We start from the raw sequence: 24,958 nt of genomic DNA on the forward strand, positions 1-24,958 counted from the left end.
AAATAAACAAATACAACTCTTTGTTTTTATTTGGTTAGTTAATCATTGCGATAAAATCATTTTCAGAAATAATAGAAATTTTTAACTGGTTAGCTTTCTCTAATTTAGCGGGGCCCATGTTATCACCAGCAATAACAAAATCGGTCTTTGCCGAAATAGAACTACCAACTTTACCTCCATTATCTTCAATACTTTTTTTCAAATCATCACGTGAAAACATTGAAAATACTCCTGAAACGACAAAGATTTTTCCTTCTAATATATTTGTAGCATTTGGATTAAATTTTTCAACCAACTCTAATTGTACCCCATATTCCTTTAATCGTTCAATGATTCTGACATTTTCTTCATTCTCAAAAAACTCTAAAACACTTTGTGCTATCTTCTCACCTATTTCATCAACCAAAATCAAATCCATCATGGTAGCACTCTGCAAAGCATCTATGGTTTTGTAATGTTTAGCTAATTTTTTTGCAACAGTTTCACCAACATAGCGAATACCAATAGCATACAAAACTCGTTCAAAAGGTACCTCCTTCGATTTCTGGACTCCGTTCACCAAATTCTCAGCCGATTTCTGAGCCATACGTTCTAAAGGCAGAATTTGTTCTACTTTTAATTGGTACAAGTCTGCATAATCCTTTACCAAACCATTATTGTAAAGTAATGCTACCGTTTCCCCACCAAGACCTTCGATGTCCATCGCTTTGCGCGAAATGAAATGCTGAATTCTACCTATAATTTGTGGTGGACAACCATAAAAATTAGGACAATAATGATTAGCTTCTCCTTCGGTTCTAACTAATTCCGAATTACATTCAGGGCAATGTGAAATATATTCTGTAGGCACTGAATCCGAACTCCTTTTAGTCAAATCAACTCCAATTATTTTGGGGATAATCTCCCCTCCTTTTTCCACAAAAACCGAATCTCCTATGCGAATGTCTAATTTTTCTATTTGGTCTGCATTGTGCAATGAAGCTCTTTTAACAATCGTTCCTGCTAATTGTACTGGCTTTAGATTGGCAACAGGTGTAATTGAACCAGTTCTTCCCACTTGATAAGAAATCGATTCTAAAACTGTGGTTACTTGTTCCGCTTTAAATTTATAGGCCATGGCCCAGCGTGGAGATTTGGCTGTATAACCCAATTCATCCTGCTGATGAAAATCATTGACTTTAATAACAACTCCATCCGTTTCATAAGGAAGTTGGTGTCTATGGGTATCCCAATAATTTATGTAATCAAACACCTCTTCTATTGAATTGGCTAATTTTGCTTCTTTCGGAACTTTGAATCCCCATTTCCTAGCGTATTCTAATCCTTCAAATTGGGTGGTAATGTTTAAATTATTGCCAACAATAAAATACAATAAACATTCCAAAGGACGCTTAGCCACCTCACTACTGTCTTGCAATTTCAAACTACCTGAAGCGGTATTCCTCGGATTAGAGTAAGGAGTTTCTCCTATCTCAATAAGTTCCTGGTTCATTTTTTCAAAACCCTCAAATGGCAAAATGATTTCTCCACGAATATCAAATCGCTCTGGGAAGTTTCCTTTTAATTGTAGCGGTATTGATTTTATTGTTTTAATATTATTGGTTACATCATCCCCTTGAAAACCATCGCCACGAGTTACAGCACGTTGCAATTTTCCATTTTCATAAGTAATACTAATAGAAGCTCCATCGTATTTAAGCTCACAAGTATATTGCAATTTTACATTTCCAAGGACTTTTTGGATTCGGTTTTCCCAATCCAATAAATCTTCTTTGGAATAGGAATTATCAAGTGAATACATGCGGTAATCATGAACTACAGTATTAAAATTTTTAGTAATGGTACCTCCAACACGTTGTGTGGGAGAATTTTCGTCAAAGAATTCAGGATGTTGATTTTCTAGTTCCTGAAGCTGTTTTAGCTTTTGGTCAAATTCAAAATCAGAAATCGTTGGAGTATCTAACACATAATAATTGTGATTGTGTTGATTAAGTTCTTCTCTTAAATCTTGAATTGTTTTCTGAATATCCATAAAAGAAATTGGCTATAATAGTTGCAAATTGTGTGCACTAAAATAGCCAATATTTTTTGAAAAGGAATAAACTTTACGACTGAATTATTCCGTTTATTTGAAGATATAATTGTCCATCGCTTAATATTGCACCTTCTGTAATCAAATCAAAAATGGCTTTGTTTCTTTCCTCTTGATACTCCTTTTTGCCAATATGAATCTCAACTGTATCCGTAAATAAATTATCACTTAACCATTGCAAACCTTCTTTTTGCATAAAGTCAACTTGTGTTTCCAAAGCTTTCAAAACAATAGATTGAATTAATTTTTCTTGACAATGAAACAAGAAAATATGGTTTTTAGAAAAATGTTCTAAATAATTAGCATTAGTCAAAACGCCTTCCCAAATCAAATCGGAAAAAACATCTAACTCTTGTTCTGCTACTTCGGGTCTATTAGCTTTAATTGAATCCCATTCCGTTTTATCAATAGATTGAGAGGCTAAAAAATTGCTAAACTCTTTGTGTAAAGCTTCGAATTGTTCTTTGGTTAGTCTTTTATACTTCATCTTTTAAAAGTAGATTAAAAAAAAATCCCGATTTTCATCGGGACTTTCTATTTTGTATGTTGAAATATTATTTCTCAGCTACAATTTCATATGGCAATTCAACCACAACTTCTCTGTGTAATCTCACAGAAGCAGTGTATTTACCAGTACGTTTTACAACACCACTAGTGATAAACTTTCTATCGATTGGTTGACCTGCAGCTTCTAAAGCAGCAGCAATATCAATATTTGTGATAGAACCGAATAATTTCTCTCCACCAGCTTTTGCTGTAATTTTAATCTCTAAAGCTTTGATAGCTTCTGCTAATTTTTTAGCATCATCTACAATCTTAGCTTCTTTGTAAGCTCTTTGTTTTAAATTTTCTGCTAATACTTTTTTAGCAGAAGGAGTTGCTAAAGCAGCAAAACCTTGTGGGATTAAATAATTACGACCGTAACCGTTTTTTACTGTTACTACATCGTCTTTAAATCCTAAATTTTGAACGTCTTGTTTTAAGATCAATTCCATGTTGTTGTCCTTTATTAGAGAAGTTAGGTTCCGATTAACGGGAAACCAACAACTATTGTTTAATTATTATTTTAATAAATCGGCCACGTATGGCATTAAAGCTAAGTGACGAGCTCTTTTAACAGCTACTGATACTTTTCTTTGGTATTTTAATGAAGTTCCTGTTAAACGACGTGGTAAAATTTTACCTTGCTCGTTAACAAATTTCAATAAGAAATCAGGATCTTTATAATCTACATATTTAATACCTGATTTTTTGAAACGACAATACTTTTTAGTTTTGTTGGTCTCAATGTTTAAAGGAGTAAGATATCTGATATCTCCGTCTTTTTTTCCTGAAGCTGATTGTTGTAAATTTGCCATGATTAGTTTGCTTTTGCTTCTTTTAATTTAGTTCTTCTTCTTTCTGCCCAAGAAATTGCGTGTTTATCTAAACTTACAGTTAAGAAACGCATAACTCTCTCGTCACGTCTAAACTCAGTTTCAAAAGCAATTAAAGCTTCTCCTGATACTTGGAATTCGAATAAATGGTAAAAACCACTTTTCTTGTTTTGGATTTCGTAAGCTAATTTTTTCAAGCCCCAATCCTCTTTAGATACCATCTTTGCTCCTTTTGCAGTAAGAAAATCTTCAAATTTGCTTACTGTTTCCTTTACCTGAACTTCAGATAAAACGGGATTTAAGATGAAAACAGTTTCGTAATGATTCATAATAATTATGATTAAATTTTAAATTGGGCGCGAAGATATAAAAGTTATTTTAATTAACAATCACAAGTTGCCTTAAATCGTTCAAAAGTAAAAAATATCGTTTAAAAGCAAAAATAATCGACAAAATGCTTGGTAGATTAAAAAAAAGTATCTATTTTTACCAAACCAAATCTATAATTCTAAAAATTATGAAACTAAATTGTGTTGTTGTTGATGATAGTTCCATTCAGAGGATGATCATTGCAAAGTTAGTAAATAATCACCCAAACCTACACTTAGTTGGTGATTTTTCTAATGCAATTGAAGCAAAAAATTGCATGTCGGTTCATACCGTTGACTTAATTTTCCTTGATATTGAAATGCCAGTCATTAGTGGTTTTGATTTTCTTGACGGATTAAAAGTTAAACCTCAAATTATTTTTATCACGTCAAAAGCAGAGTATGCTATGAAAGCATTCGATTATGACGCTACGGATTACCTACAAAAACCGATAGCTCTTGATCGTTTTAATGCTTCCGTGAGAAGAGCAATGGATTTCCATTTGCTTAAAAAAGAAAATCAAGAAGAAGAAGGAGAACATATCTTTATTAAAAGTAATCTTAAAAAACTTAAAATTTATACCAATAAAATTAAGTGGATTGAAGCTTACGGAGATTATGTAAAAGTTGTTACTGAAGAAGATAGCAATCTTGTTCTTTCTACGATGAAATCATTTGAACAGGATTTATCCAAAGAGAAGTTTATCAGAGTTCACAAGTCCTATATTATTAATATAGATAAAGTAGAACGTTTCAATAGTAAATTCGCTGAAATAGGAGTTACTAAAATTCCGCTAAGCCGAAACAAAAAAGAAGATTTAATTAAAGCTTTAGCTATTGCCTAAATTTACTCAATAAAAATCAACATTTACAGTCACTTTTATAGTCCTGTATTGTGAAACCAAATCAAAACTATTCAGAACTTTCTGAATAGTTTTTTTTGTGCTTTGCAATCCCGTTTCTCCTGGAATCTTAATCATTATGGTCCGAATGTATTCATTTCGGATTCTTCCAATAGCTGGCTCTTCTGGACCTAGAACTGGTATACTTAGATTTTGCTGTACTACTTGATAGAGCCACATCGAACCTTCTTTTAATTTTTCAAAATCACGATGCTTTAAGGTCACTTTTATCAAACGATAGAAAGGAGGATAATAATAAATCTTTCGCTCATACAATTGTTCCTTATACATCCCTTCATAATCATTATTAGTCACTTGTTGAATAACATTGTGCAACGGATTATAGGTCTGAATAATCACTTTCCCTCGTTTCTCTGCTCTACCTGAACGACCTGAAACTTGAGTCATCATTTGAAAACTTCTTTCGAAAGCTCGAAAATCAGGATGATATAACATATTGTCTGCATTCATAATCCCCACCAAACTCACATTATCAAAATCTAATCCTTTGGCCAGCATCTGGGTTCCCACCAAAACATCAATTTCTCTATTCTTAAATCCATCAATAATTTTTTCGAAACTGTATTTACCGCGAGTTGTATCTTGATCCATTCGCTTTATATTCTTGGTTGGGAATAATTCGGCCAACTCTATTTCGATTTGTTCAGTACCAAATCCTTTCGTCTCCAAATCAACACTCGAGCAAACATGACAATTCGTTGGCTTTGACATATTGTAACCACAATAATGACAGCGCAATTGATTTTTATATTTATGATAAGTCAAACTCACATCGCATTGAGGACATTGAGGAACGTGACCACAACTCATACATTCTAAGACTGGGGAAAATCCTCTCCGATTTTGAAACAAGATTACTTGTTCTCCATTGGCAAAAGCTTCAGTTATATTATCAATCAGAGTTAAACTGAAATGCCCATTCATCTTCTTTCTGAAATAACTGTCTTTCAAATCAACCAATTCAATTTCTGGCATTTGAACATTGCCAAAACGTTCTTTCAATGTTACTAGACCAAATTTCCCAGAAGTAGCATTATAATAAGTCTCAATACTTGGAGTAGCCGAGCCCAATAAAACTTTAGCTTGATGGGTATTGGCTAAAACAATCGCAGCATCACGAGCATGGTAACGTGGCGCAGGGTCTTGTTGTTTGAAGGTTTGTTCATGTTCTTCATCTACTATAATCAAACCAAGATTGGAAAAAGGTAAAAATAAAGCCGACCTCGCTCCAATTACGATTTGAGCACTTTCTGAATTTTGATTAACATTATTCCAAACTTCTACCCTTTCATTATTACTGTATTTGGAATGAAAAACGGCCACTTTATTTCCAAAGTGTTTTGTCAAACGAGAAACTAATTGTGTTGTTAAAGCAATTTCTGGCAATAAATATAGGACTTGCTTACCGTCGGCAAGATACTTTTCAATGAGTTTAGTATAGATTTCGGTCTTGCCACTAGAGGTTACACCATGCAGCAAACAAACTTCTTTCGAAACAAATAAATCCACAATTTCATCATGCGCCTTTTGTTGTGCATCACTTAAAGTAAATTCAGAATCTATTTTATTGGCATCAAAATTTACTCGGTCTTCTTGAATGTAATATTCCTCAAAGATTAATTTATCAACCAATGCCTTAATTATTGAAGCAGAGGTTTGAGCAGTTTCTATTAGTTGTTTTAGAGCAATGGGTTTTCGTTCCCGAGCTTGTAATTGAAAATACTGAAGTACAACATTTTTTCTCTTCTCCGATTTTAAACCATCCAAAAGTGCTATCAAATTTTCTTCAGCTAAATAATTTTCGTGTAATCGAATATATTTTATGAGTTTAGGTTTGTATTCTTCGTGAATTTCTTGCTCAAGTGTAACAATATTTTTAGCTATCAGCTTTTGAATAACTGGCAACACCGTCTTCTTATTGAGAATATCAACAATGTTTTGCACTTTCAAAGAGCTCTGATGTTGCAATGCTTCATAAATCAAAAACTCATCGTCTGACAATGCTGTTTCATCAACAAAGGTTTCCGTTAGTTGAGAAATAATAGTTTCGCTTTCTAACAATAAAGCCGATGGCAAAGCACCACGATAGACATCACCAATAGTGCACATATAATAAGTCGCAATCCAAAACCAATGATGGATTTGGAATTCATTTACAATAGGCTTATCATCCAGAATTTGATGAATTTCTTTGGCTTCGTAAAGGGTTGGCGGAGTCTGATGTAAGTCGACTACAAGTGCTGTATAGATTTTACTTTTTCCAAATGGAACTGCAATTCGCATTCCTTTTTTAATAAAAGTATATTCAGCTTCTGAAATCTTGTATGTAAAGGTTTTAGGTAATGAAAGTGGAATGATAACTTCAATGAAATAATTCATTTTTAGTACTATTATGTTAGTCTAATCCAAGTTTGTGATCTTCCAAAAAGAGGAATACCAATATAGCCTCTGACAATTAATTTATCTTTCCCTTCTAAGGTTATTTTACAATGATAACTTTTCCCATTTTTTGGATCGAGAATCTTTCCACCCTCATACACTCCATCATTAAATTTTAATCCTTTAATGATAACCATTCCTAAAATAGGTTTACTCTTCTCGTCGCCTTCACACTTTTCGCATTTAAGATGCTTTTTATCGGCTTCAAAAATTTCAATTATTCTGCCATACACTTTGCCTTTATGCTCAAAAATCTCAACAATGCCTTTCTCTTTTCCAGTTTCATCATCAATAGTCTTCCATTTTCCTAAAACCGTTTGTGAAAAACTGATTTGGAAAAAGAACAAAAAAACGAGTAATGCTTTTACCTTTATATTCATAGTGTATCTAATTCTTTTTGTTTCTCACGTTTAATATGATTAATGGAAGCATTCAAATCAAAGCCTAAAAGCAAAACCATTGAATTAATCCAAATATAAAACATTACAATTAACAAAGTACCTATTGAACCATAAAGCTCATTATATTTTGAAAATTTCACTACCCAAATTCCAAAAAAGTAAGACGAAATAATGATCAAAATCGTAGTGACAACAGAGCCAATAGAGATGAATGATCTCTTTCTGTCCCCTTTAATACCAAAGCGAAATAATAAAGAAGTAGCCATCAATATCATTAAAATAACGAAACCATATCTTCCCATTTCAATCAGATGAATTTTATCCGATAAGACATCCTGAATTTTTGTTTTTTGAATAAAAACCTCAAAGATTACAATCGCTGCCACAGTAATTAAAAGTAAAAATGACAGCACAATTGATAAAGCTAGTGCCACAACATATTGTTTGAAAAACTTACGCTTTAAGGAAACATGAATATGATGCGAACTTTCAAAACCACCTAGAATGGCATTGACTCCATTGGTCATTAAAAAAATAGCCATGACAAACCCTGTAGACAACAATCCACTATGACTATTATGCAAAATATCGTTAATGATTTTATAAATAGCATCATAAGTCGTTGGTGGAACGCTTTGCTGAACGAATCCTAAAAAATCTTCTTGAAAACCTTGAATGGGTATGTATGGGATAAGATTCAGTATAAAAAGCGCAAACGGAAACAAGGCCATAAAAAAGCTAAAAGCAATCGCTGTAGCCCGATAAGAAATATCTCCCTCAACAATACCTGCAAAATATAAGTCGAGTAATTCATATAAAGACATTCCATGAAGCCATGGTAATTTTATTTTGTTCAATAAATAAACTATCTGCTTGATTACAGGAAGTTTTGAAAATGTATTTTCTGATGTTTGTGCCATTTAAAATGCTTTTAAACTTAAATCCATATTATAAACAGAATGCGTTAATGCACCTGAGGAAATATAATTGACACCACATTCAGCATACTCTCGAATGGTTTTCTCATTAATATTTCCGGAACTTTCAGTTAAACACTTATCGCCAATCATTGCAACAGCTTTGCGAGTATCTTCAAAATTAAAATTGTCAATTAGGATTCGGTAAATACCTTCGTTTTCTAAAATTTCTTTTATTTCGTCTAGGTTTCGAGCTTCAACAATAATCTTTAAGTCTAAATTATTGTGCTTCAAGAAGGCCTTGGTTTTGTTAATAGCTTTCGTTATTCCTCCTGCAAAATCATTGTGATTGTCTTTCAACATAATCATATCATACAAGGCAAAACGATGGTTTTCTCCGCCTCCAATGGTAACCGCCCATTTTTCACAAGCTCGAAATCCAGGTGTCGTTTTTCGGGTGTCTAAAATCTTAGTTTGGGTACCTTCTAATAATTTGACATACTGATTTGTCTTGGTAGCTATAGCCGACATTCTTTGCATCGAATTCAATACTAATCGTTCCGCTTTCAAAATGGATTGCGAACTTCCAGAAACATGAAAAACAATATCGCCATGCTTAACCGCTGCTCCATCATTGATGAAGGTTTCTATTTCTAAAGTAGGGTCTACGTTTTCGAATATCATTTTAGCGAATGACACTCCAGCAATAATACCCGTATCTTTTACTAAAAGTTTGGCTTTCCCTTGAGCAGCATCAGGAATACAAGCCAAGGAACTGTAATCCCCTGGACCAATATCCTCTCGGATTCCGTTTTGAATAATGATAGTAAGTTCTTTTTGAAACTGTTCTTCTGAAATCATGTAATAACTATTGTTTGGCTAAAATAGTATTTAATTTATTGATTTAAAAATGAAAAATGAATTTGAATTTCTATTTTTGTAACACAACAACACAACTCATGTACAAATTACTAATTCGCCCCATTTTATTTTGGTTTGATCCCGAAGAAGTACATTATTTCTCCTTTAGTTTTATCCGATTTATATCCAAAATTCCGTTTGTTTCAAATCTTTTAAAATCGATATACGAAGTAAAAGATACTCGACTAGAACGTGAAGTCTTTGGTCTAAAATTTAAAAACCCAGTGGGATTAGCAGCCGGATTTGATAAAGATGCTAAGTGCTATAAAGAGCTATCGAACTTTGGTTTCGGATTTATTGAAATAGGAACCTTAACGCCAAAACCTCAAGACGGAAATCCAAAAAAACGCTTATTCCGATTAAAAAAAGATAGTGCTATTATTAACCGAATGGGATTTAATAATGGCGGAGTTGCAGCTGCAGTTTTGAGATTAAAAAAGAATAACGGCGTTTTAATCGGCGGTAACATCGGTAAAAACAAAGTCACTCCCAACGAAGAAGCTACTTCTGATTACTTACTATGTTTTGAAGCATTATTTGATTATATCGATTATTTTGTAGTCAATGTTAGTTCCCCAAATACTCCAAATCTTAGAGCCTTACAAGACAAAGAGCCGTTGACTAATTTATTGCAAACCCTTCAGAATAAAAATTTAGGAAAACCAAAACAAAAACCTATCCTATTAAAAATAGCACCCGATTTAACCGACGAACAATTATTGGATATCATTGAAATTGTAAACGAAACCAAAATTGCCGGTGTGATTGCCACTAACACCACAATCTCAAGAGAAGGGCTACATTCAGAAAATAAAACGGAGATAGGCGGATTATCTGGAAAACCCTTGACTAAACGTTCAACTGAAGTGATTCGTTTTCTTTCGAAAAAAAGCAATAATGCCTTTCCAATTATTGGTGTAGGCGGAATCCATTCTCCTGAAGATGCTTTAGAAAAACTAGAAGCTGGAGCTAGCTTAATCCAATTGTATACCGGATTTATTTATGAAGGCCCAGCATTAGTTACCGAAATCAATAAAGCACTTTTGAAATAAATTACTTTTTGTGCAATATATTATAACTTAGGATAAAGGAAATTAGGCTCACATCGGCATCCATATAATAAGATGAAGTAAACGGTTTTTTGCTGGTATACTTAGCTTCTAAACCAATTAAATTATTGTAATTGTATCCTAGTCCAAATGAAAAGTAATTTTCATTCGTTGCCTCTAAACTTTGAAAATTACTACTATACGTCACTTTTCCATTAGTTGACATGCTAATATTATAGGCGCCGTCAATAAAAATGGAAGATTTGCTGTTTAAAAAAAGATAGTGCTTAACTCCCAAACCTAAATCCATTGATTTGTAACTCATATCCGTTGCGATATCACTACTATAGATACCTGTCAAATATTTTCCAGTTCCGTTGAAACTATAATTAATGGCACTAAGATTCATGAAAATGCTCCATTTGTTTTTATTAAAGGGCAGATTATATTCTAAATCCACTGCAGGTCTGAAAATTAGCTTTGAACCTGACTTAAAACTATAACTTCCATAATTATCACGGGCAGTAATCGAAGGGGAAACCATACTAAATCCAGGTTGCAGATAAATACGGAAAGCATTTTTATACTTTACCTTTTTGATTTCTTCAGTAACGACATTCTTTGATCCAACTTTTTTAAATAGCTTCTCAAAATCAAATCGGCTATAATTCAGTCGCTCAAAAACAGTCAAATCCAAATTCTCTTGTGAAAGATAAGTGGCTAATTGTTGTTTGTACAAATTATTACTTACCACTTGTAAGTCATCATCGATGTATTTTTTGTAGATAAGCTGCTGATATTGTCCCGCATCTTGAATAAAAAAACTAATATGATTGTATACTCTGTATTCATAAAGTTTATACTTATCATCTATTAAAACTCTTAAAAATACATTTGCATTTGTATATTCAGGATTACGTTTATTGAACTCCACATTTTTTGGTTCATTATTGAATTTATCAATCTTAACCTCAGTATTTATAAATTTTACTTCATTTTCGATAGCAAACTCTTTAATGGTATTCAAATCCCCTATAATAATATCCGAATTTTGATCTAATTTATATTCAAACTCTGTTGGGTTTTCTAACCAATCTTTATTTTTTATCAGACATTCTGTTTTATTATTATTTTTACCAATTATATACCCTTTTTCAAAATTTATTTGTGAAAATAAAACGCAAGGAAAAACTAACAGAAGGAGTATAAATTTAAATTTCATAGGTTTGATTTTTTTCAAATATATGTAATTTCTTTAAATAATTGTTTTCTATCTTTGAAGAGCAAATGAGTACAGTTAAAATTATAGAATGTCCACGTGATGCCATGCAAGGCATTAAAACTTTCATCCCTACTCAGAAGAAAGTAGATTACATTCAGTCACTACTCCGTGTAGGTTTTGATACCATTGATTTTGGAAGTTTTGTATCCCCTAAAGCGATACCTCAAATGCAAGACACTGCAGAAGTTTTAGCACAATTAGATTTATCCCAAACCCAAAGCAAACTCTTAGCCATTATTGCCAATACTCAGGGAGCTCAAATGGCGGCTACTCATAAAGAAATTCAGTATCTAGGTTTTCCCTTTTCCATATCCGAAAACTTTCAAATGCGGAATACCCATAAAACCATTGCGGAAAGTTTAGTAACCCTTCAAGAAATATTAAACATTGCCGATGCTTCAAATAAAGAAGTAGTAGCCTACCTTTCTATGGGATTCGGGAATCCTTATGGTGATCCTTGGAATGTGGAAATTGTAGGCGAATGGACTGAAAAGTTAGCCAATATGGGGGTTAAAATCTTATCGCTTTCCGACACTGTTGGAAGCTCTACTCCAGAGGTCATCACTTATTTGTTTTCCAATTTAATTCCGAAATACCCTAGTATCGAATTTGGGGCTCATTTACATACCACTCCAGACAAATGGCATGAGAAAGTAAATGCTGCTTACCAAGCCGGTTGTGTCCGTTTTGATGGCGCAATACAAGGTTTTGGCGGTTGCCCAATGGCTAAAGATGACTTAACAGGGAATATGCCCACAGAGAAACTCCTCTCCTATTTTACCCAACAAAAAGCTGTCACCAATACTAGTCCAATGAGTTTTGAAAGCTCTTATAATGAAGCGTCTAAACTATTTGGCGAATTTCACTAATGCTTTTTCCTTTTGAAAAGCTTATAAATTTCTATCCACATTACTGAGACAAAAGCCACCAAAACACTAAATCCTATTTGCGCACTATCCACTTTTTCAAACAAGAAGAATCTTGAAAAAACAGGGACATACAACAACAATGAGGTTACGGCAATAGTGATGCCTATAATCATCAAAACCAAATTGTTTTTGTAACGAATGGTGGTGAAAATGGAATAATAAATAGAGCGGTTTTCTAAAGTCAGAAAGATGTTAGAGGTTATCAAAGTCAAGAAAATAGTGGTTCGTGTATACTTTTCAGAAAAACCAGCATCAACACAATATTGATACACAAAAAGCAATCCTAAAGTAATTACTAGCCCTTGAATAATACTAATCGTTATTTCCTTTAAATTAAAAAAAGTAGTGGTCAACGGTCTAGGTTTTTGCAACATTAAATTCCGTTCCATAGGTTCATTTTCATAAATTATGGAACAAGTTGGCCCCATAATGATTTCTAAAAAAATGATATGAACTGGGGTAAAGATAGTAGAATATATCCATCCCAAAGCCAATGGAATAAACACAATCAGAATAATAGGAATATGAATCGAAATAATATACTGAATGGCTTTTTTAAGATTTAGGTAAATCTTTCTTCCCATAGCAATAGCATCAATCATTTTGCTAAAATCATCATCAATCAATATTAGATTAGCCGCTTGCTTTGCAATTTCAGTTCCTTTTTTACCCATGGCAATGCCTATGTGTGCCGATTTTAAAGCAGGTCCATCATTAACACCATCACCAGTCATAGCTACAATTTGATGGTTGTCTTTTAGTGCTTGTATAATTTTAAGCTTGGCTTCAGGAAACATACGTGTAAAAATGGCTGTTTCCATCACTTTTACTTTTAAAGTGGCTTCATCCATTGCCATTAATTCATCACCATTTAAAACTTTGTCAGCTCCTTTAAAACCTACTTGTCTAGCAATTGTGGATGTGGTAGCTGCATTATCCCCTGTAACAATCTTAACTTGTATTCCTGCTTTATAAAAGGTTTCAAATACTTGTTGAATATTCGCTTTTGGCGGGTCATAAAAAGCAACTAATCCTTTAAAAGTAAACTTAAATTCCTGCTGTGTCTTAGGAAAATCATTTCCTGAAAAATCCGCTACTCCTACTCCTAAAACCCGATATCCTTGATTAGTTATAGTTGTTATAGCGGTTGCAATTTGATTTTTTTCTTTATCCGATAAGTTGCTGACTTCTAGTAATGCTTCCGGAGCTCCTTTAGCAGCAATAATTCTTTTACCGTTAGCATCTTCAAAAACATGAGTCATCATGGGAGGTTTTCCTCCTAAGGGGTATTCGTGAATTAATTTAAAATGAGGTCTTTCATCAACCGATTCTAATTGGGCGTAAGCTTCATGAACCGCAAGTTCCATAGCTTCAAACGGAATGGGTTCGCTAGACCACATGGCATAACTCAAAACTTCTTCGGCTTCCGGATTTAGTTTTATGTCGGTGTTTACAATGGTATTCGATTTGAATAAATACAATTGTGCCAAACTCATTTTGTTCTCCGTAATGGTGCCCGTTTTATCCGTACAAATTACTGTAGCGCTTCCTAAGGTTTCAACCGTTTTGGTTTGTTTAGTAATGATTCCCATTTTCATCAAACGCCAAGCTCCCAATGCCATAAAAGTGGTAAAAGCTACCGGGATTTCTTCCGGAATAACACTCATGGCTATAGTTAAGGCCTTTAGCAAACTATCTAAAACGGCTTTGGAGTGAAAGTAATTCAGTCCCCAAACAATGGCAAAAATGATCAGTCCAACGACAGACATCTTCTTCACAAAATGGGTAATCTGAATTTGTAATGGCGTTTTCTCTTCTTCAATGGCTTCTAGACTTTTGCCTATTTTTCCTAAACTGGTTTGATTGCCGATGGCCGTTACTTCGCATATCGCTAAACCCGTGGCAACGATAGTGCCTTGAAATACTTGCTTCACTTCAGCCGATTCACTTTTGAAAACCGATAAAGACTCGCCTGTCAAAATAGCTTCATTAACGGAGAAATCATTCGATTGTAAAATAATAGCATCAGCCGGAATAAAAGTGCCTTCTTCCACTTGAATCACATCTCCTAACACAATTTCTTCACTTGGAATTTCAATTAGTTTACTATCCCTAATGACTTTACTTTTAGGTTGAGATAACTTTTTTAAAGCATCGATGGCGTTTCTGCTTCTGGCTTCTTGAAACAAGGAAATAGTAGCCACCAACAAAATAGCTAGCGTCATAAAAACACCATCGCCATAATCTCCAGTAATATAATAGATACTAGCAGCCGACACTAAGAGCAGAAACATGGGCTCTTTTATCATTTCGAGTACTGATATCAGAAAATGGTTTTTTTGTTGGTGTTCAATAGAATTGATACCGTTCTTCTTCCTCGAAACAATAACTTCATTGGCTGAAAGTCCATTGCTAATTTTTTGATTTTCTGCCATGACGAAGAATTAAGTATTGTTTACTAAGTTAGTTATTTAAGATGAATTTAACGGCTTTATTTGGGTAAAGATTATTATATTTGCTCGCAATTTAACTACAACTACAAATTGCAATGAAAGCACACACTACTAAAATCGTTGGAGAAGGATTAACCTACGACGATGTACTGCTCATCCCCAATTATTCCGAAGTTTTACCACGCGAAGTCAGTATCCAATCGAAGTTTTCGAGAAACATTACTTTAAATGTTCCTATCGTTTCTGCTGCAATGGATACGGTAACCGAAAGCTCTATGGCGATTGCTATGGCACAAGAAGGCGGCATCGGAGTATTACACAAAAACATGACCATTGAGCAACAGGCGGCCAAAGTCAGAAAAGTAAAACGAGCTGAAGCCGGAATGATTATCGATCCAGTCACTTTACCCCTAACCGCTACAGTTGGTGATGCCAAACAAGCCATGAAAGAATATGGTATTGGTGGCATACCTGTAGTAGATGAAAACGGAATATTAAAAGGAATAGCCACTAACCGTGATTTACGTTTTGAAAAAATAAATTCACGTTCGATATTGGAAGTCATGACTTCTGAAAATCTAGTGACCGCTGCAGAAGGAACTACTTTGCAAGAAGCCGAAGTCATACTCCAAAAAAATAAAATTGAAAAACTTCCCGTAGTTAATGATGATTTCAAACTTATCGGCTTAATTACGTTTAGAGATATTACGAAACTGGCTCAAAAACCTATTGCCAATAAAGATCGATTTGGACGTCTAAGAGTTGCCGCTGCTTTAGGAGTTACGGCCGATGCTTTAGAAAGAGCTACTGCTTTAGTTAATGCTGGAGTAGATGCCGTAATCATCGATACGGCCCACGGTCACACACAAGGTGTCGTAAGTGTTTTAAAAGAAGTGAAAGCCAAGTTTCCTCATTTGGATGTGGTTGTTGGTAACATTGCTACTCCAGAAGCCGCTTTGTATTTAGTGGAGAATGGTGCCGATGCGGTTAAAGTAGGTATTGGTCCAGGTTCGATTTGTACTACTCGAGTAGTAGCTGGCGTTGGATTTCCTCAATTCTCTGCCGTTTTAGAAGTCGCTGCTGCTTTAAGAGGCACTGGTGTTCCTGTTATTGCCGATGGTGGTATACGTTACACAGGCGATATTCCGAAAGCTATTGCTGCTGGTGCTGATTCGGTAATGCTAGGTTCTTTATTAGCTGGCACCAAAGAATCTCCGGGAGAAACCATCATCTTTGAAGGAAGAAAATTCAAATCCTATAGAGGAATGGGTTCTATTGAAGCCATGGAAGATGGTTCTAAAGACCGTTATTTCCAAGACGTGGAAGACGATATTAAAAAATTAGTTCCAGAAGGCATTGTTGGAAGAGTACCTTATAAAGGCGAATTAAACGAAAGCATGCAACAATTCGTTGGTGGACTTCGTGCCGGAATGGGATACTGTGGTGCCAAGGACATTCCCACTTTGCAAGAAACGGGTCGTTTTGTTAGAATTACTACCAGCGGTATAGGCGAAAGTCATCCACATAATGTGACGATTACTAAAGAGGCACCGAATTATTCTAGATAATTTGAATGAAAGTAAAGTTTAACATTACGGATACCGTCGAAACGGAATTCTATTACGGAGAATATGCCATTTATATTCTGGGCGGACATTACATTAAAACAAATCCTGATTTTTATATTCAGGTCGTCAATATGGAAACCAATACCGAAATCGAATTAACGGAGAAATACTTAAAAATAAGAGATTTTAAATCGGGTAGAAAAGCCATAAAGTTCTATACTTTCCAAATTAACGACTATGGTAAGTTTAAAATATCGGCTCACAATTATAATGATATAATTGTTAAAGATTCAATGCTTGAAGTATTCCCATTTCCATTTTCAATAACCCATACTGTTCTCTATGCTATAACAGGAAGAGACCGAAAGCAGAAAAATAGTAATGATATTGAAATTCTTATTGAATAAATACCAAATACCAATAACCATTCTATCAAACCCTAGCCCAAAGTATGACGCTGGGGTTTATTTTTTTACTATTCAAAGCATAACGTCCGTTAATCCTATTGCATTTAAAAAACACTAATTGTGCCGCTACAATAATCATACAATCCGTTGGCAAGGGTTGGCTTTCAAAGAGAGAAGAATCTAAAGTAGTGCTTGATTTAGGAATTGTAAAATGCTCTGCTACAGTACTTATTAATTCTCCCGCAGCTAAGTTATTCGCCGTTATGCTACAGATTACTTCGGCATCGGTACAGTCTTCTGTATACCGAATAGTCTGTGCTGTAATCATCTCGGGCAACGTAATTTTTAGAGTACGAGAAACAGTTAACTCCACACCAATGTCTGCTTTACAATAACTCTCAAAAGGCGATTGGGAATTCACTTCAAAACCTTTAAGGCTACTCATATCGGTATTACTCCAATTGCGTTGTCCCTTAGGAAGTGCAGTGTTCTTTTGTAATGCTGCATAGAGTGCTCCAGATAATTTTTGACTAACCAAAGGATCGGTATTTCCTAACCATAATGGTTTTAGTCCGATGCGAATCCATTTACTCCAAGTACTGCAATATTGAAACTCACTACTACTGACTTTAGTGGCATTCGTTTGTCGTATCTTATCTGGTTTGATACGGGTAAATGATTTGCCATAACGCTCTTGAAAAATAACTGGGCCTATAGCCCCTCTCAACTGATTTTTGTTGCCTACTCTTGCCATGATCGTATTTTGTTTTAGTTAACTCTATAACAAGTATATGATTAGTACCTAACGAGTCTAATGATTTTAGCCTTTTCATTAGAGTTGTATTAGACTTGTATTAGAGTTGTATTAGACTTATACTGAACAAACCACAATAAATATGCCACTCTTAATTGGACAAGTACTGTTGCAATTTTTAGCAAATCAGCAATATTTTTTAAAAATACTTGCTACCCCTAAATAAAATAGGGCTACTATTTAAAATTCAATAAAAGTAGTTACCTGATGTTATTTTTTATAGGGTATATATAAATATTTAATATTTTTACGAAAATTTAACCCCTTAGTTATGTCTACAAGAAAAATTGTTTTAAGCGTGATACTCACCACGATTTTGATTTTAACTTTCTTTTCCAATCTTATCTTCACAAACAACTCAACCCCTACTTCAGTGGTAAAATTTGACACTGGTGATATGGCTTGGATGATTGTAGCTACGGCTTTAGTACTACTAATGACGCCAGGTTTAGGATTCTTTTATGGGGGAATGGTAGGCAAGAAAAACGTAATTAGCACCATGTTGCAAAGTTTTATGGCTATGGTCATTGTTAGTATATTGTGGATAGTCATAGCTTATGGTTTATGCTTTGGTCCTTCTATTGGGGGTTTTATTGGAAACCCAATACCCAATTTGTTTTTTAATAATGTAGGTACTTCTACCACATGGTCGTTAGCGCCTACTATACCATTACTACTTTTTGCTCTATTTCAGGCAAAGTTTGCTATTATTACCCCAGCTCTAATCACTGGAGCCTTTGCCGAAAGAATACGATTTTGGGCTTACCTCCTTTTTATGGTATTGTTTATTTTGTTTGTTTATGCTCCATTGGCTCATTGTACTTGGCATCCGGATGGGGTGTTCTTTAAGATGGGTGTTTTAGATTTTGCTGGAGGCACAGTAGTACACATGAGTGCAGGCTGGGCTGCATTGGCTGGAGCCATGTTTTTAGGAAAAAGAAAAGTCCAAAAAACCAATCCGGCTCGAATTACCTATGTCTTATTAGGAACTGGATTATTATGGTTTGGTTGGTTCGGATTTAACGCAGGTTCTGCTATGGGGGCTAATAGTCTTGCTGTTCAAGCCTTAGCTACGACAACAGTTGCAGCCGCTGCCGCTGCTATGGCTTGGGTCTTCTTTGATAAAATATTAGGGCATAAACTTTCAGCTATGGGCGCTTGTATCGGTGCGGTGGTAGGTTTGGTTGCTATAACTCCAGCTGCAGGCTATGTGAGCATTCCTCATGCTATCACTATTGGAATCATAGCTAGTATCGTTAGTAATTTTGCCGTTAGTAAATTTCCAAAAGGAAAAATTGATGATGCCCTTGATGTATTTGCCTGTCACGGAGTTGGCGGGATGACCGGAATGGTTTTAACAGGTGTCTTTGCCTCAAAAGCCATCAATCCAGCTGTAGTAGACCAAGGGTTATTATTTGGAGAAACCAAGCTGTTTACCAATCAATTAATTGCTTTGGTTTGTGTTTCTATCTTTGCTTTTACGGCTTCGTATCCTCTTTTTTATATTGTCAATAAAATTACTCCACTCCGAGTTAGTGAGGATAAAGAGGAATTAGGATTGGATATTACACAACATGGGGAGTATTTGTAAGGGATAAGTAAAAAGGGATAAGACCATAAGTTATTTTTCTTTTCTCATATCCTCTTCCTTAGTACCATTATATCCCTGTATAATTACTCGGCGTAATCTGCATCAGTTCGACCTTAATTTCATCAGAAACGTCAAGGGTGGCAATAAACTCATGAATTGATTCTTTAGTAATTGCGGTATTTGTTCTAGTTAATCCTTTCAAAGCTTCATATGGATTCGCATAGCCTTCTCTTCTTAAAATGGTTTGAATGGCTTCTGCAACAACAGCCCAGTTTTTCTCTAAGTCTTCGGCAAATTTTGATTCGTTGAGTAAAAGCTTATTTAATCCTTTTAAGGTAGCATCAAAAGCAATTAATGTATGTCCTATTGGCACTCCAATATTTCTCAACACGGTACTATCCGTTAAGTCGCGTTGCAATCTTGATATAGGGAGTTTGGCAGAAAGATGTTCGAATATAGCATTGGCAATCCCTAAGTTCCCCTCTGAGTTCTCGAAATCAATAGGATTTACTTTGTGTGGCATAGCCGAAGAACCTATCTCCCCTGCTTTTATCTTTTGTTTAAAATACTCCATCGATACATAGGTCCAAATGTCTCGATCTAAATCAATGATAATGTTATTGATTCTTTTTAAAGCATCAAAAAATGCCGCAAAATGATCGTAATGTTCTATTTGTGTCGTTGGAAAAGAATGATGTAAACCTAGCGTATCTTCGACGAAAGTGGTGCCAAATTGCTTCCAATCTACATTTGGATAAGCTACATGGTGGGCATTATAATTTCCGGTAGCCCCTCCAAACTTAGCCGCAAACGGAATATTAAAAAGGGAACGCATTTGTTCTTCTAAACGTTCAACAAACACTAGAATCTCTTTTCCTAAGCGAGTTGGTGAGGCGGGTTGCCCGTGAGTTCTGGCAAGCATCGGAATATCATTCCACTCCATAGCCAATTCTTTTAGCTTGGCTATTACTCCAATTAAAGATTTCAAATAAACTTCTTGGAAGGCTTCTTTAGTAGATAATGGTATAGCGGTATTATTAATATCCTGTGAGGTTAACCCAAAATGAATAAATTCTTTATACGCTGACAATCCTAAGGTTTCAAATTTTTCTTTGATAAAATATTCTACCGCTTTTACATCGTGATTGGTGGTCTTCTCTGTTTCTTTTATCCAAATGGCGTCTTCCGTGCGGAAGTTTTTATAGAGACTTCTTAAGCTTTCAAAGACTTTTGGATCCACTCCTTGTAATTGTGGCAGATTAGCTTCGCACAAAGCGATGAAGTATTCCACTTCAACCAAAACGCGGTATTTAATTAAAGCTTCTTCAGAGAAATAATTTGAAAGCGATTTAGTCTTGCTTCTATATCTTCCATCAATGGGAGAAACAGCATTTAGAGTGGATAGTGGCATGTGTTGTGTTGTTGTTTTGTATGGCAAAAATAAGGAATAGTGTTCAATTTCTACTTTAAATGTACTAGTTTTTCTCTTAAAAAAGGCACTCCATCTGTGGCATTCATGGGAATAACTTCTAAGAGATTTTGGAGGTTGTTAATGCTAGCGGGTCTTGGGTCAATATAGAAAACAAGAGCTTTTGGATTAGCATAGTGCATCAAACTGGCAGCAGGATATACTTGAAGTGATGTTCCAATAATGGCAACATAATCGGCTTGTTCTGTTATGGTTACCGCTTCTTCAAGCGCTGGAACCATTTCGCCAAACCAAACTATATGAGGACGTAGTTGGTTGCCTTTGTCATCTACATCACCAAGAACTAAATCACCATTCCAATCCAGAATATAGGCTTCGTTTTTAGTACTTCTAACCTTTAGTAATTCACCATGCAAGTGCAATACTTTACTACTACCCGCTTGTTCATGAAGGTTGTCTACGTTTTGGGTAATGATGTGTACATCAAAGTCTTTTTCTAATTCGGCTAAAACTAAGTGTCCCTTATTAGGTTTTACTTCGTGAAGTTGTCTTCTTCGTTGGTTGTAAAAGTCTAAGACTACTTCTTGATTTCGGAGCCACCCTTCAGGAGAAGCTACCTCCATAACATCATGACCTTCCCACAATCCATTAGCATCACGAAAGGTTTTGATACCACTTTCGGCACTGATGCCTGCGCCTGTTAAAACAACTAGTTTCTTTTTCATGTCAAATATTTTTTATAAAATTACAGTAATTTACTAGTTTTACTAAAAATCAGTTTGTATGAAACAGTTCAAAAATACCATTTTTAGATTTTTCTTCATATATTTTTTACTCACTATTGCGCCTTGGACGTTATTAAGTTTCATTCCTGGCATAAGCAATTTAATAGATTGGTATACAAAAGCATTCCAATGGCTGGTGTTTAGATGTAACGATTGGTTTTTACATGTAAAAAACACGCTGAACCTTGAAGGTTATGGAAGCGGAGATACTTCTTATGCTTGGGCTGAGTTTTATACGATTCTTATTATATCCGTTGTATTGGCTTTGTTTTGGACATTTATTAAAAGAAAAAGAAATGATGCACCAGCGCTTTCCTATTGGTTGTTAACTCTAATTCGCTATAACATTGCCATGGTGGCTTTTAGTTATGGGTTTATCAAACTCTTTGCCTTGCAAATGCCTTTTCCAAGTTTAAGTCAATTAGCCACTCCATTAGGAGATTTTTTACCCATGCGACTTTGTTGGATGCACATTGGGTATTCCGTACCCTATCAAACCTTTTCAGGTGTCATGGAAATTATTGTTGGAGTATTGCTCTTATACAGAAGAACTATACCGCTTGGTTTATTAGTTGGACTTGGTGTTTTTATAAATGTTTTTGTTCTTAATTTGAGTTATGATATTCCAGTAAAATTATTTTCCATGCAATTAATGATTGGTTGTTTGTTTTTGGTGGTATGGGATAGTAAATACTACTTAGATATTTTTGTATTGAATAAAACAACGACTCCAATAAGTAGTTATAATTTTATTTACACAAAGAAATGGCAACGAATGGGACGCTATGTATTAAAAGTGGTATTTATCATAGCTGGTGTTGGTCTTTCGTTCTATCAAGCTTGGGGTTGGTATCAAGAAGATCAAATTGTTGAAAAAAGTCCTATCAAACAAGGAGTTTATAGCATTAAAACATTTAAAAAAAATAATCAACTGTTGCCTATTGTTGCCAATGATACTTTAGTTTGGAAAGATTTTATATTTGATAAAGGAGGTAATGGAAGTATTACTACTAGAGATACTTTATTTGATGTAAAATATGGAAGAGGTTATTTTGCTTATACTGCCGATAAACAAAAACAAACTATAGCTTTTAAAACTACACCAGCTGACTCTACTACTTTATTTGTAATGAATTATAAAGTTATTGATAGTAAAACTATTCAATTACAAGGCAAAGTTAAAAAAGACACTTTGTTTTATGAGTTGCTAAGAAATGAAAAACAGTTTCCTCTTGCGGAAAGACAATTTCATTGGATATCAGAAGCGAATAGATAGTTAGTAACGCAAGAACAGAATGATAAAGAGTGGATGTAAAAAATATTACTCTTTTATAAATTTTTCAACTATTATTTTGTCGGCTTCAGCAATTTCAATACAATAAATACCTTTATCTAAATCAGTGATAGCTACTCTATCATTTTCAATGATGCCAGATGTCATTTTTTGACCTAACATATTAACTATAGTATAAGGTTGATTGTTTTCTAAACCTGTATTTTGAGAATCAACAAAGTTCAAGAAATCAGCCCCTACCGGATTCGGAACTATTTTCAATTCGTTTCTAGTGGTAGTACCAATACCTAAAGTTGTCCAACAATAGTCAATTGGAGTAGCTGTAGCTGCACTACCAGCGTGACTTGATAAGGCATTTGAATCTTCAATCGTTCTCAATAGGTTATAATGATTAATAGTTTGAGCATACTCTCCAACAAGAACACGTGCTCCATAAAATACTGTGGCTATTTTGTTTGTTGGTGTAAAATCGTCTTCATCATAAGTTACAATCAACAATGAATTATTATTGATACACCATTGTTTATAGGCATCTAAATTTTGACTTATCCAAGTATCGTATTGCAATATGGTATTATTTAATGGCGCACAACTATCATGTCCATCGTGACATAAATCGGGCATTACAAAACACACAGAAGGAAGACTATTAAAGTTAGTTGGAAAAGCCGTAAAGGGTTGGTTAGTAGTTGTTGATATTTGGTTGGTTCCATTACCCATCCAATTGGCAGCAGGATTATGTTTTCTGACATAACTACCGCTAGAAGTCCCATCATAACCAACAGAAGGCAAGCCATCAGAATAAGTAATATATGTTTTTCCAGCGGTTATCAATTCACTTCCTAAGTTAGCTGTAGTAAATTTTGATGCAATAGCTCCATCCGTAGTTACTCCTTGATTACTCCCTGAATAGAGTTGTAAATAATTAGGCTGACTTGGATGTGATAAAGCAAATGAATTCGTGAATTTTGCACCTTGAGCAGCTAACGCATTAATATAAGGCGCATTTGAACTTCCAAAAACAGCAGTAGATGCTGTATTTTCACCAACTACAATAACGATATGAGAAAAGGAAGGAACTTGAGAAAAAATGGCAGTTGCTGAGAAGAGCATATATACAAATGCTACAAGTGAGTAGATTTTTTTCATTTGTTTCGTTCTAAGGGTTTATATATCAATAACAAATCGAATTTAATCCCCCCTACTTGTTTTTGTTTAATTCTGAAAACAAAAATCTTATTTTTGTAAAAAATAATACCCATGATAGACCTTGATTACTTAGCTTATCTTGAAGATTTTTTAACAGATAATCGCAAAGAGCGATTTGCTACAGTATTATCCAATAGAACCAATCATTTTACCATTGCGGTAGAAGATGTCTTTCAGTTTCATAATACGAGTGCTGTGATGCGTAGTTGTGAGGTTTTTGGGATTCAGGAAATTAATATTGTCGAACAACGTTTTGGGAAAGACATTGATAAGGAAATTGCCATGGGGGCTCAGAAGTGGGTAGATATTAATAAGTTTGAAAACATCACTACTTGCATTGAAAACCTAAAAGATAAAGGCTATCAAATTATTGCTACTACACCACACAATGATTCCTGTTTATTACATGATTTTGACATAAGTAAAAAAAGCGCTTTGTTCTTTGGTACTGAAAAAGAAGGACTTTCAGAAGAAGTTATGAGTAAAGCGGATGGGTATTTGAAAATTCCAATGGTAGGATTTACGGAAAGTTTGAATATCTCTGTTTCAGCGGCTATTATCATTCAGGATATAACCACTCGCCTACGCCAATCCAATGTGAATTGGCAACTCTCTGAAGAAGAATTATTAGAAAAAAGATTAGCTTGGGCTAAGAATTCGATTAAAGATATTAAGCGAATTGAGGCAAGGTATTATTCAAAATAATTGAAT

Annotated in this window: 23 protein-coding genes; 8 read left to right on the forward strand and 15 right to left on the reverse strand. The window is 34.6% G+C overall.

Annotation, left to right across the window (positions count from 1 at the left end):
• Window positions 1–34: 34 nt before the first annotated feature.
• The 5 genes from ligA to rpsF form a co-directional block, all read right to left on the reverse strand.
• The gene (gene ligA, locus OLM53_RS02570) at window positions 35–2,032 is read right to left on the reverse strand and encodes an NAD-dependent DNA ligase LigA (RefSeq protein ID WP_264521498.1); all 1,998 of its coding nucleotides are present in this window, start codon (window positions 2,030–2,032) and stop codon (window positions 35–37) included.
• A 73-nt stretch (window positions 2,033–2,105) separates the two neighbouring features.
• A complete protein-coding gene (locus OLM53_RS02575) occupies window positions 2,106–2,579 on the reverse strand; it encodes a DUF6495 family protein (RefSeq protein WP_264521499.1) in 474 nt (157 codons plus the stop codon).
• Window positions 2,580–2,646: 67 nt separating this feature from the next.
• Window positions 2,647–3,087, reverse strand: coding sequence for a 50S ribosomal protein L9 (gene rplI / locus OLM53_RS02580; protein ID WP_264521500.1), 441 nt, complete (start codon window positions 3,085–3,087; stop codon window positions 2,647–2,649).
• A gap of 66 nt (window positions 3,088–3,153) precedes the next feature.
• Window positions 3,154–3,450 carry a 30S ribosomal protein S18 gene (rpsR, locus tag OLM53_RS02585; RefSeq protein WP_131476582.1) on the reverse strand — a complete coding sequence of 99 codons (297 nt, stop codon included), beginning with the start codon at window positions 3,448–3,450 and terminating at the stop codon, window positions 3,154–3,156.
• A gap of 2 nt (window positions 3,451–3,452) precedes the next feature.
• Window positions 3,453–3,797, reverse strand: coding sequence for a 30S ribosomal protein S6 (gene rpsF / locus OLM53_RS02590; RefSeq protein ID WP_136152298.1), 345 nt, complete (start codon window positions 3,795–3,797; stop codon window positions 3,453–3,455).
• 188 nt (window positions 3,798–3,985) lie between these two features.
• Here rpsF and OLM53_RS02595 point away from each other — a divergent pair, with 188 nt between their 5' ends.
• Window positions 3,986–4,681 carry a LytR/AlgR family response regulator transcription factor gene (locus OLM53_RS02595; RefSeq protein ID WP_264521501.1) on the forward strand — a complete coding sequence of 232 codons (696 nt, stop codon included), beginning with the start codon at window positions 3,986–3,988 and terminating at the stop codon, window positions 4,679–4,681.
• 6 nt (window positions 4,682–4,687) lie between these two features.
• Here the strand turns inward: OLM53_RS02595 and priA are convergent, their stop codons facing one another.
• The 4 genes from priA to nadC are packed head-to-tail and all read right to left on the reverse strand — an operon-like array spanning window position 4,688 to window position 9,377.
• Window positions 4,688–7,138 (reverse strand): primosomal protein N', encoded by a 2,451-nt coding sequence (gene priA / locus OLM53_RS02600; RefSeq protein WP_264521502.1) that lies wholly within the window; start codon window positions 7,136–7,138, stop codon window positions 4,688–4,690.
• 11 nt (window positions 7,139–7,149) lie between these two features.
• The gene (locus OLM53_RS02605; protein WP_264521503.1) at window positions 7,150–7,578 is read right to left on the reverse strand and encodes a DUF2147 domain-containing protein; all 429 of its coding nucleotides are present in this window, start codon (window positions 7,576–7,578) and stop codon (window positions 7,150–7,152) included.
• The gene (locus tag OLM53_RS02610) at window positions 7,575–8,519 is read right to left on the reverse strand and encodes a YihY/virulence factor BrkB family protein (RefSeq protein WP_264521504.1); all 945 of its coding nucleotides are present in this window, start codon (window positions 8,517–8,519) and stop codon (window positions 7,575–7,577) included. Before OLM53_RS02610 ends, OLM53_RS02605 begins: the two co-directional genes overlap by 4 nt.
• Window positions 8,520–9,377: a carboxylating nicotinate-nucleotide diphosphorylase gene (gene nadC, locus OLM53_RS02615; protein ID WP_264521505.1), complete on the reverse strand. Its 858-nt coding sequence runs from the start codon at window positions 9,375–9,377 to the stop codon at window positions 8,520–8,522.
• Between the two features lie 98 nt (window positions 9,378–9,475).
• Here nadC and OLM53_RS02620 point away from each other — a divergent pair, with 98 nt between their 5' ends.
• Window positions 9,476–10,489 (forward strand): quinone-dependent dihydroorotate dehydrogenase, encoded by a 1,014-nt coding sequence (locus OLM53_RS02620; protein WP_264521506.1) that lies wholly within the window; start codon window positions 9,476–9,478, stop codon window positions 10,487–10,489.
• A 1-nt stretch (window position 10,490) separates the two neighbouring features.
• Here OLM53_RS02620 and OLM53_RS02625 read toward each other — a convergent pair whose 3' ends face one another.
• Complete coding sequence (locus OLM53_RS02625; protein WP_264521507.1) at window positions 10,491–11,708, reverse strand: hypothetical protein; 1,218 nt, start codon at window positions 11,706–11,708, stop codon at window positions 10,491–10,493.
• A gap of 65 nt (window positions 11,709–11,773) precedes the next feature.
• On the opposite strand from OLM53_RS02625, the gene OLM53_RS02630 reads away from it, so the two are divergent.
• Window positions 11,774–12,637 (forward strand): hydroxymethylglutaryl-CoA lyase, encoded by an 864-nt coding sequence (locus OLM53_RS02630; RefSeq protein ID WP_264521508.1) that lies wholly within the window; start codon window positions 11,774–11,776, stop codon window positions 12,635–12,637.
• Here OLM53_RS02630 and OLM53_RS02635 read toward each other — a convergent pair.
• Window positions 12,634–15,132: a cation-translocating P-type ATPase gene (locus OLM53_RS02635; RefSeq protein ID WP_264521509.1), complete on the reverse strand. Its 2,499-nt coding sequence runs from the start codon at window positions 15,130–15,132 to the stop codon at window positions 12,634–12,636. The two genes, OLM53_RS02630 and OLM53_RS02635, sit on opposite strands and share 4 nt — an antisense overlap.
• Before the next feature lie 113 nt (window positions 15,133–15,245).
• Here OLM53_RS02635 and guaB point away from each other — a divergent pair, with 113 nt between their 5' ends.
• Both guaB and OLM53_RS02645 read left to right on the forward strand, forming a co-directional pair.
• Window positions 15,246–16,718: an IMP dehydrogenase gene (gene guaB / locus OLM53_RS02640; protein ID WP_264521510.1), complete on the forward strand. Its 1,473-nt coding sequence runs from the start codon at window positions 15,246–15,248 to the stop codon at window positions 16,716–16,718.
• Window positions 16,719–16,723: 5 nt separating this feature from the next.
• Window positions 16,724–17,125 (forward strand): hypothetical protein, encoded by a 402-nt coding sequence (locus OLM53_RS02645; protein ID WP_264521511.1) that lies wholly within the window; start codon window positions 16,724–16,726, stop codon window positions 17,123–17,125.
• 25 nt (window positions 17,126–17,150) lie between these two features.
• On the opposite strand, the gene OLM53_RS02650 is transcribed toward OLM53_RS02645, so the two are convergent.
• A complete protein-coding gene (locus OLM53_RS02650; RefSeq protein WP_264521512.1) occupies window positions 17,151–17,879 on the reverse strand; it encodes a hypothetical protein in 729 nt (242 codons plus the stop codon).
• Between the two features lie 331 nt (window positions 17,880–18,210).
• Here OLM53_RS02650 and OLM53_RS02655 point away from each other — a divergent pair, with 331 nt between their 5' ends.
• The gene (locus tag OLM53_RS02655) at window positions 18,211–19,530 is read left to right on the forward strand and encodes an ammonium transporter (RefSeq protein ID WP_264521513.1); all 1,320 of its coding nucleotides are present in this window, start codon (window positions 18,211–18,213) and stop codon (window positions 19,528–19,530) included.
• Between the two features lie 67 nt (window positions 19,531–19,597).
• On the opposite strand, the gene purB is transcribed toward OLM53_RS02655, so the two are convergent.
• Together purB and OLM53_RS02665 are read right to left on the reverse strand one after the other, a co-directional pair.
• The gene (gene purB / locus OLM53_RS02660) at window positions 19,598–20,941 is read right to left on the reverse strand and encodes an adenylosuccinate lyase (protein WP_264521514.1); all 1,344 of its coding nucleotides are present in this window, start codon (window positions 20,939–20,941) and stop codon (window positions 19,598–19,600) included.
• A gap of 50 nt (window positions 20,942–20,991) precedes the next feature.
• Window positions 20,992–21,684, reverse strand: a complete 693-nt coding sequence (locus OLM53_RS02665) for an SIR2 family NAD-dependent protein deacylase (RefSeq protein ID WP_264521515.1) — start codon at window positions 21,682–21,684, stop codon at window positions 20,992–20,994.
• 58 nt (window positions 21,685–21,742) lie between these two features.
• On the opposite strand from OLM53_RS02665, the gene OLM53_RS02670 reads away from it, so the two are divergent.
• A complete protein-coding gene (locus OLM53_RS02670; protein ID WP_264521516.1) occupies window positions 21,743–23,020 on the forward strand; it encodes a hypothetical protein in 1,278 nt (425 codons plus the stop codon).
• A gap of 45 nt (window positions 23,021–23,065) precedes the next feature.
• On the opposite strand, the gene OLM53_RS02675 is transcribed toward OLM53_RS02670, so the two are convergent.
• On the reverse strand, window positions 23,066–24,187 hold the full coding sequence (locus OLM53_RS02675) for an alkaline phosphatase family protein (protein ID WP_264521517.1): 1,122 nt from the start codon (window positions 24,185–24,187) through the stop codon (window positions 23,066–23,068).
• A gap of 111 nt (window positions 24,188–24,298) precedes the next feature.
• Here OLM53_RS02675 and OLM53_RS02680 point away from each other — a divergent pair, with 111 nt between their 5' ends.
• On the forward strand, window positions 24,299–24,952 hold the full coding sequence (locus tag OLM53_RS02680; RefSeq protein ID WP_264521518.1) for a TrmH family RNA methyltransferase: 654 nt from the start codon (window positions 24,299–24,301) through the stop codon (window positions 24,950–24,952).
• Window positions 24,953–24,958 lie beyond the last annotated feature (6 nt).

Source organism: Flavobacterium sp. N1994 (genome assembly GCF_025947145.1).
Lineage (GTDB): Bacteria > Bacteroidota > Bacteroidia > Flavobacteriales > Flavobacteriaceae > Flavobacterium.

Bases quoted from the DNA above. Each gene is read 5' to 3' on its own strand.
- OLM53_RS02620 (WP_264521506.1), top strand. From the start codon at position 9,476: ATGTACAAATTACTAATTCGCCCCATTTTATTTTGGTTTGATCCCGAA.
- ligA (WP_264521498.1), bottom strand. From the start codon at position 2,032: ATGGATATTCAGAAAACAATTCAAGATTTAAGAGAAGAACTTAATCAA.
- rpsF (WP_136152298.1), bottom strand. From the start codon at position 3,797: ATGAATCATTACGAAACTGTTTTCATCTTAAATCCCGTTTTATCTGAA.
- OLM53_RS02645 (WP_264521511.1), top strand. From the start codon at position 16,724: ATGAAAGTAAAGTTTAACATTACGGATACCGTCGAAACGGAATTCTAT.
- priA (WP_264521502.1), bottom strand. From the start codon at position 7,138: ATGAATTATTTCATTGAAGTTATCATTCCACTTTCATTACCTAAAACC.
- OLM53_RS02655 (WP_264521513.1), top strand. From the start codon at position 18,211: ATGTCTACAAGAAAAATTGTTTTAAGCGTGATACTCACCACGATTTTG.
- OLM53_RS02575 (WP_264521499.1), bottom strand. From the start codon at position 2,579: ATGAAGTATAAAAGACTAACCAAAGAACAATTCGAAGCTTTACACAAA.
- OLM53_RS02595 (WP_264521501.1), top strand. From the start codon at position 3,986: ATGAAACTAAATTGTGTTGTTGTTGATGATAGTTCCATTCAGAGGATG.
- OLM53_RS02605 (WP_264521503.1), bottom strand. From the start codon at position 7,578: ATGAATATAAAGGTAAAAGCATTACTCGTTTTTTTGTTCTTTTTCCAA.
- OLM53_RS02625 (WP_264521507.1), bottom strand. From the start codon at position 11,708: ATGAAATTTAAATTTATACTCCTTCTGTTAGTTTTTCCTTGCGTTTTA.
- OLM53_RS02665 (WP_264521515.1), bottom strand. From the start codon at position 21,684: ATGAAAAAGAAACTAGTTGTTTTAACAGGCGCAGGCATCAGTGCCGAA.
- rpsR (WP_131476582.1), bottom strand. From the start codon at position 3,450: ATGGCAAATTTACAACAATCAGCTTCAGGAAAAAAAGACGGAGATATC.
- OLM53_RS02675 (WP_264521517.1), bottom strand. From the start codon at position 24,187: ATGAAAAAAATCTACTCACTTGTAGCATTTGTATATATGCTCTTCTCA.
- nadC (WP_264521505.1), bottom strand. From the start codon at position 9,377: ATGATTTCAGAAGAACAGTTTCAAAAAGAACTTACTATCATTATTCAA.
- OLM53_RS02650 (WP_264521512.1), bottom strand. From the start codon at position 17,879: ATGGCAAGAGTAGGCAACAAAAATCAGTTGAGAGGGGCTATAGGCCCA.
- rplI (WP_264521500.1), bottom strand. From the start codon at position 3,087: ATGGAATTGATCTTAAAACAAGACGTTCAAAATTTAGGATTTAAAGAC.
- OLM53_RS02635 (WP_264521509.1), bottom strand. From the start codon at position 15,132: ATGGCAGAAAATCAAAAAATTAGCAATGGACTTTCAGCCAATGAAGTT.
- OLM53_RS02670 (WP_264521516.1), top strand. From the start codon at position 21,743: ATGAAACAGTTCAAAAATACCATTTTTAGATTTTTCTTCATATATTTT.
- OLM53_RS02630 (WP_264521508.1), top strand. From the start codon at position 11,774: ATGAGTACAGTTAAAATTATAGAATGTCCACGTGATGCCATGCAAGGC.
- OLM53_RS02610 (WP_264521504.1), bottom strand. From the start codon at position 8,519: ATGGCACAAACATCAGAAAATACATTTTCAAAACTTCCTGTAATCAAG.
- OLM53_RS02680 (WP_264521518.1), top strand. From the start codon at position 24,299: ATGATAGACCTTGATTACTTAGCTTATCTTGAAGATTTTTTAACAGAT.
- purB (WP_264521514.1), bottom strand. From the start codon at position 20,941: ATGCCACTATCCACTCTAAATGCTGTTTCTCCCATTGATGGAAGATAT.
- guaB (WP_264521510.1), top strand. From the start codon at position 15,246: ATGAAAGCACACACTACTAAAATCGTTGGAGAAGGATTAACCTACGAC.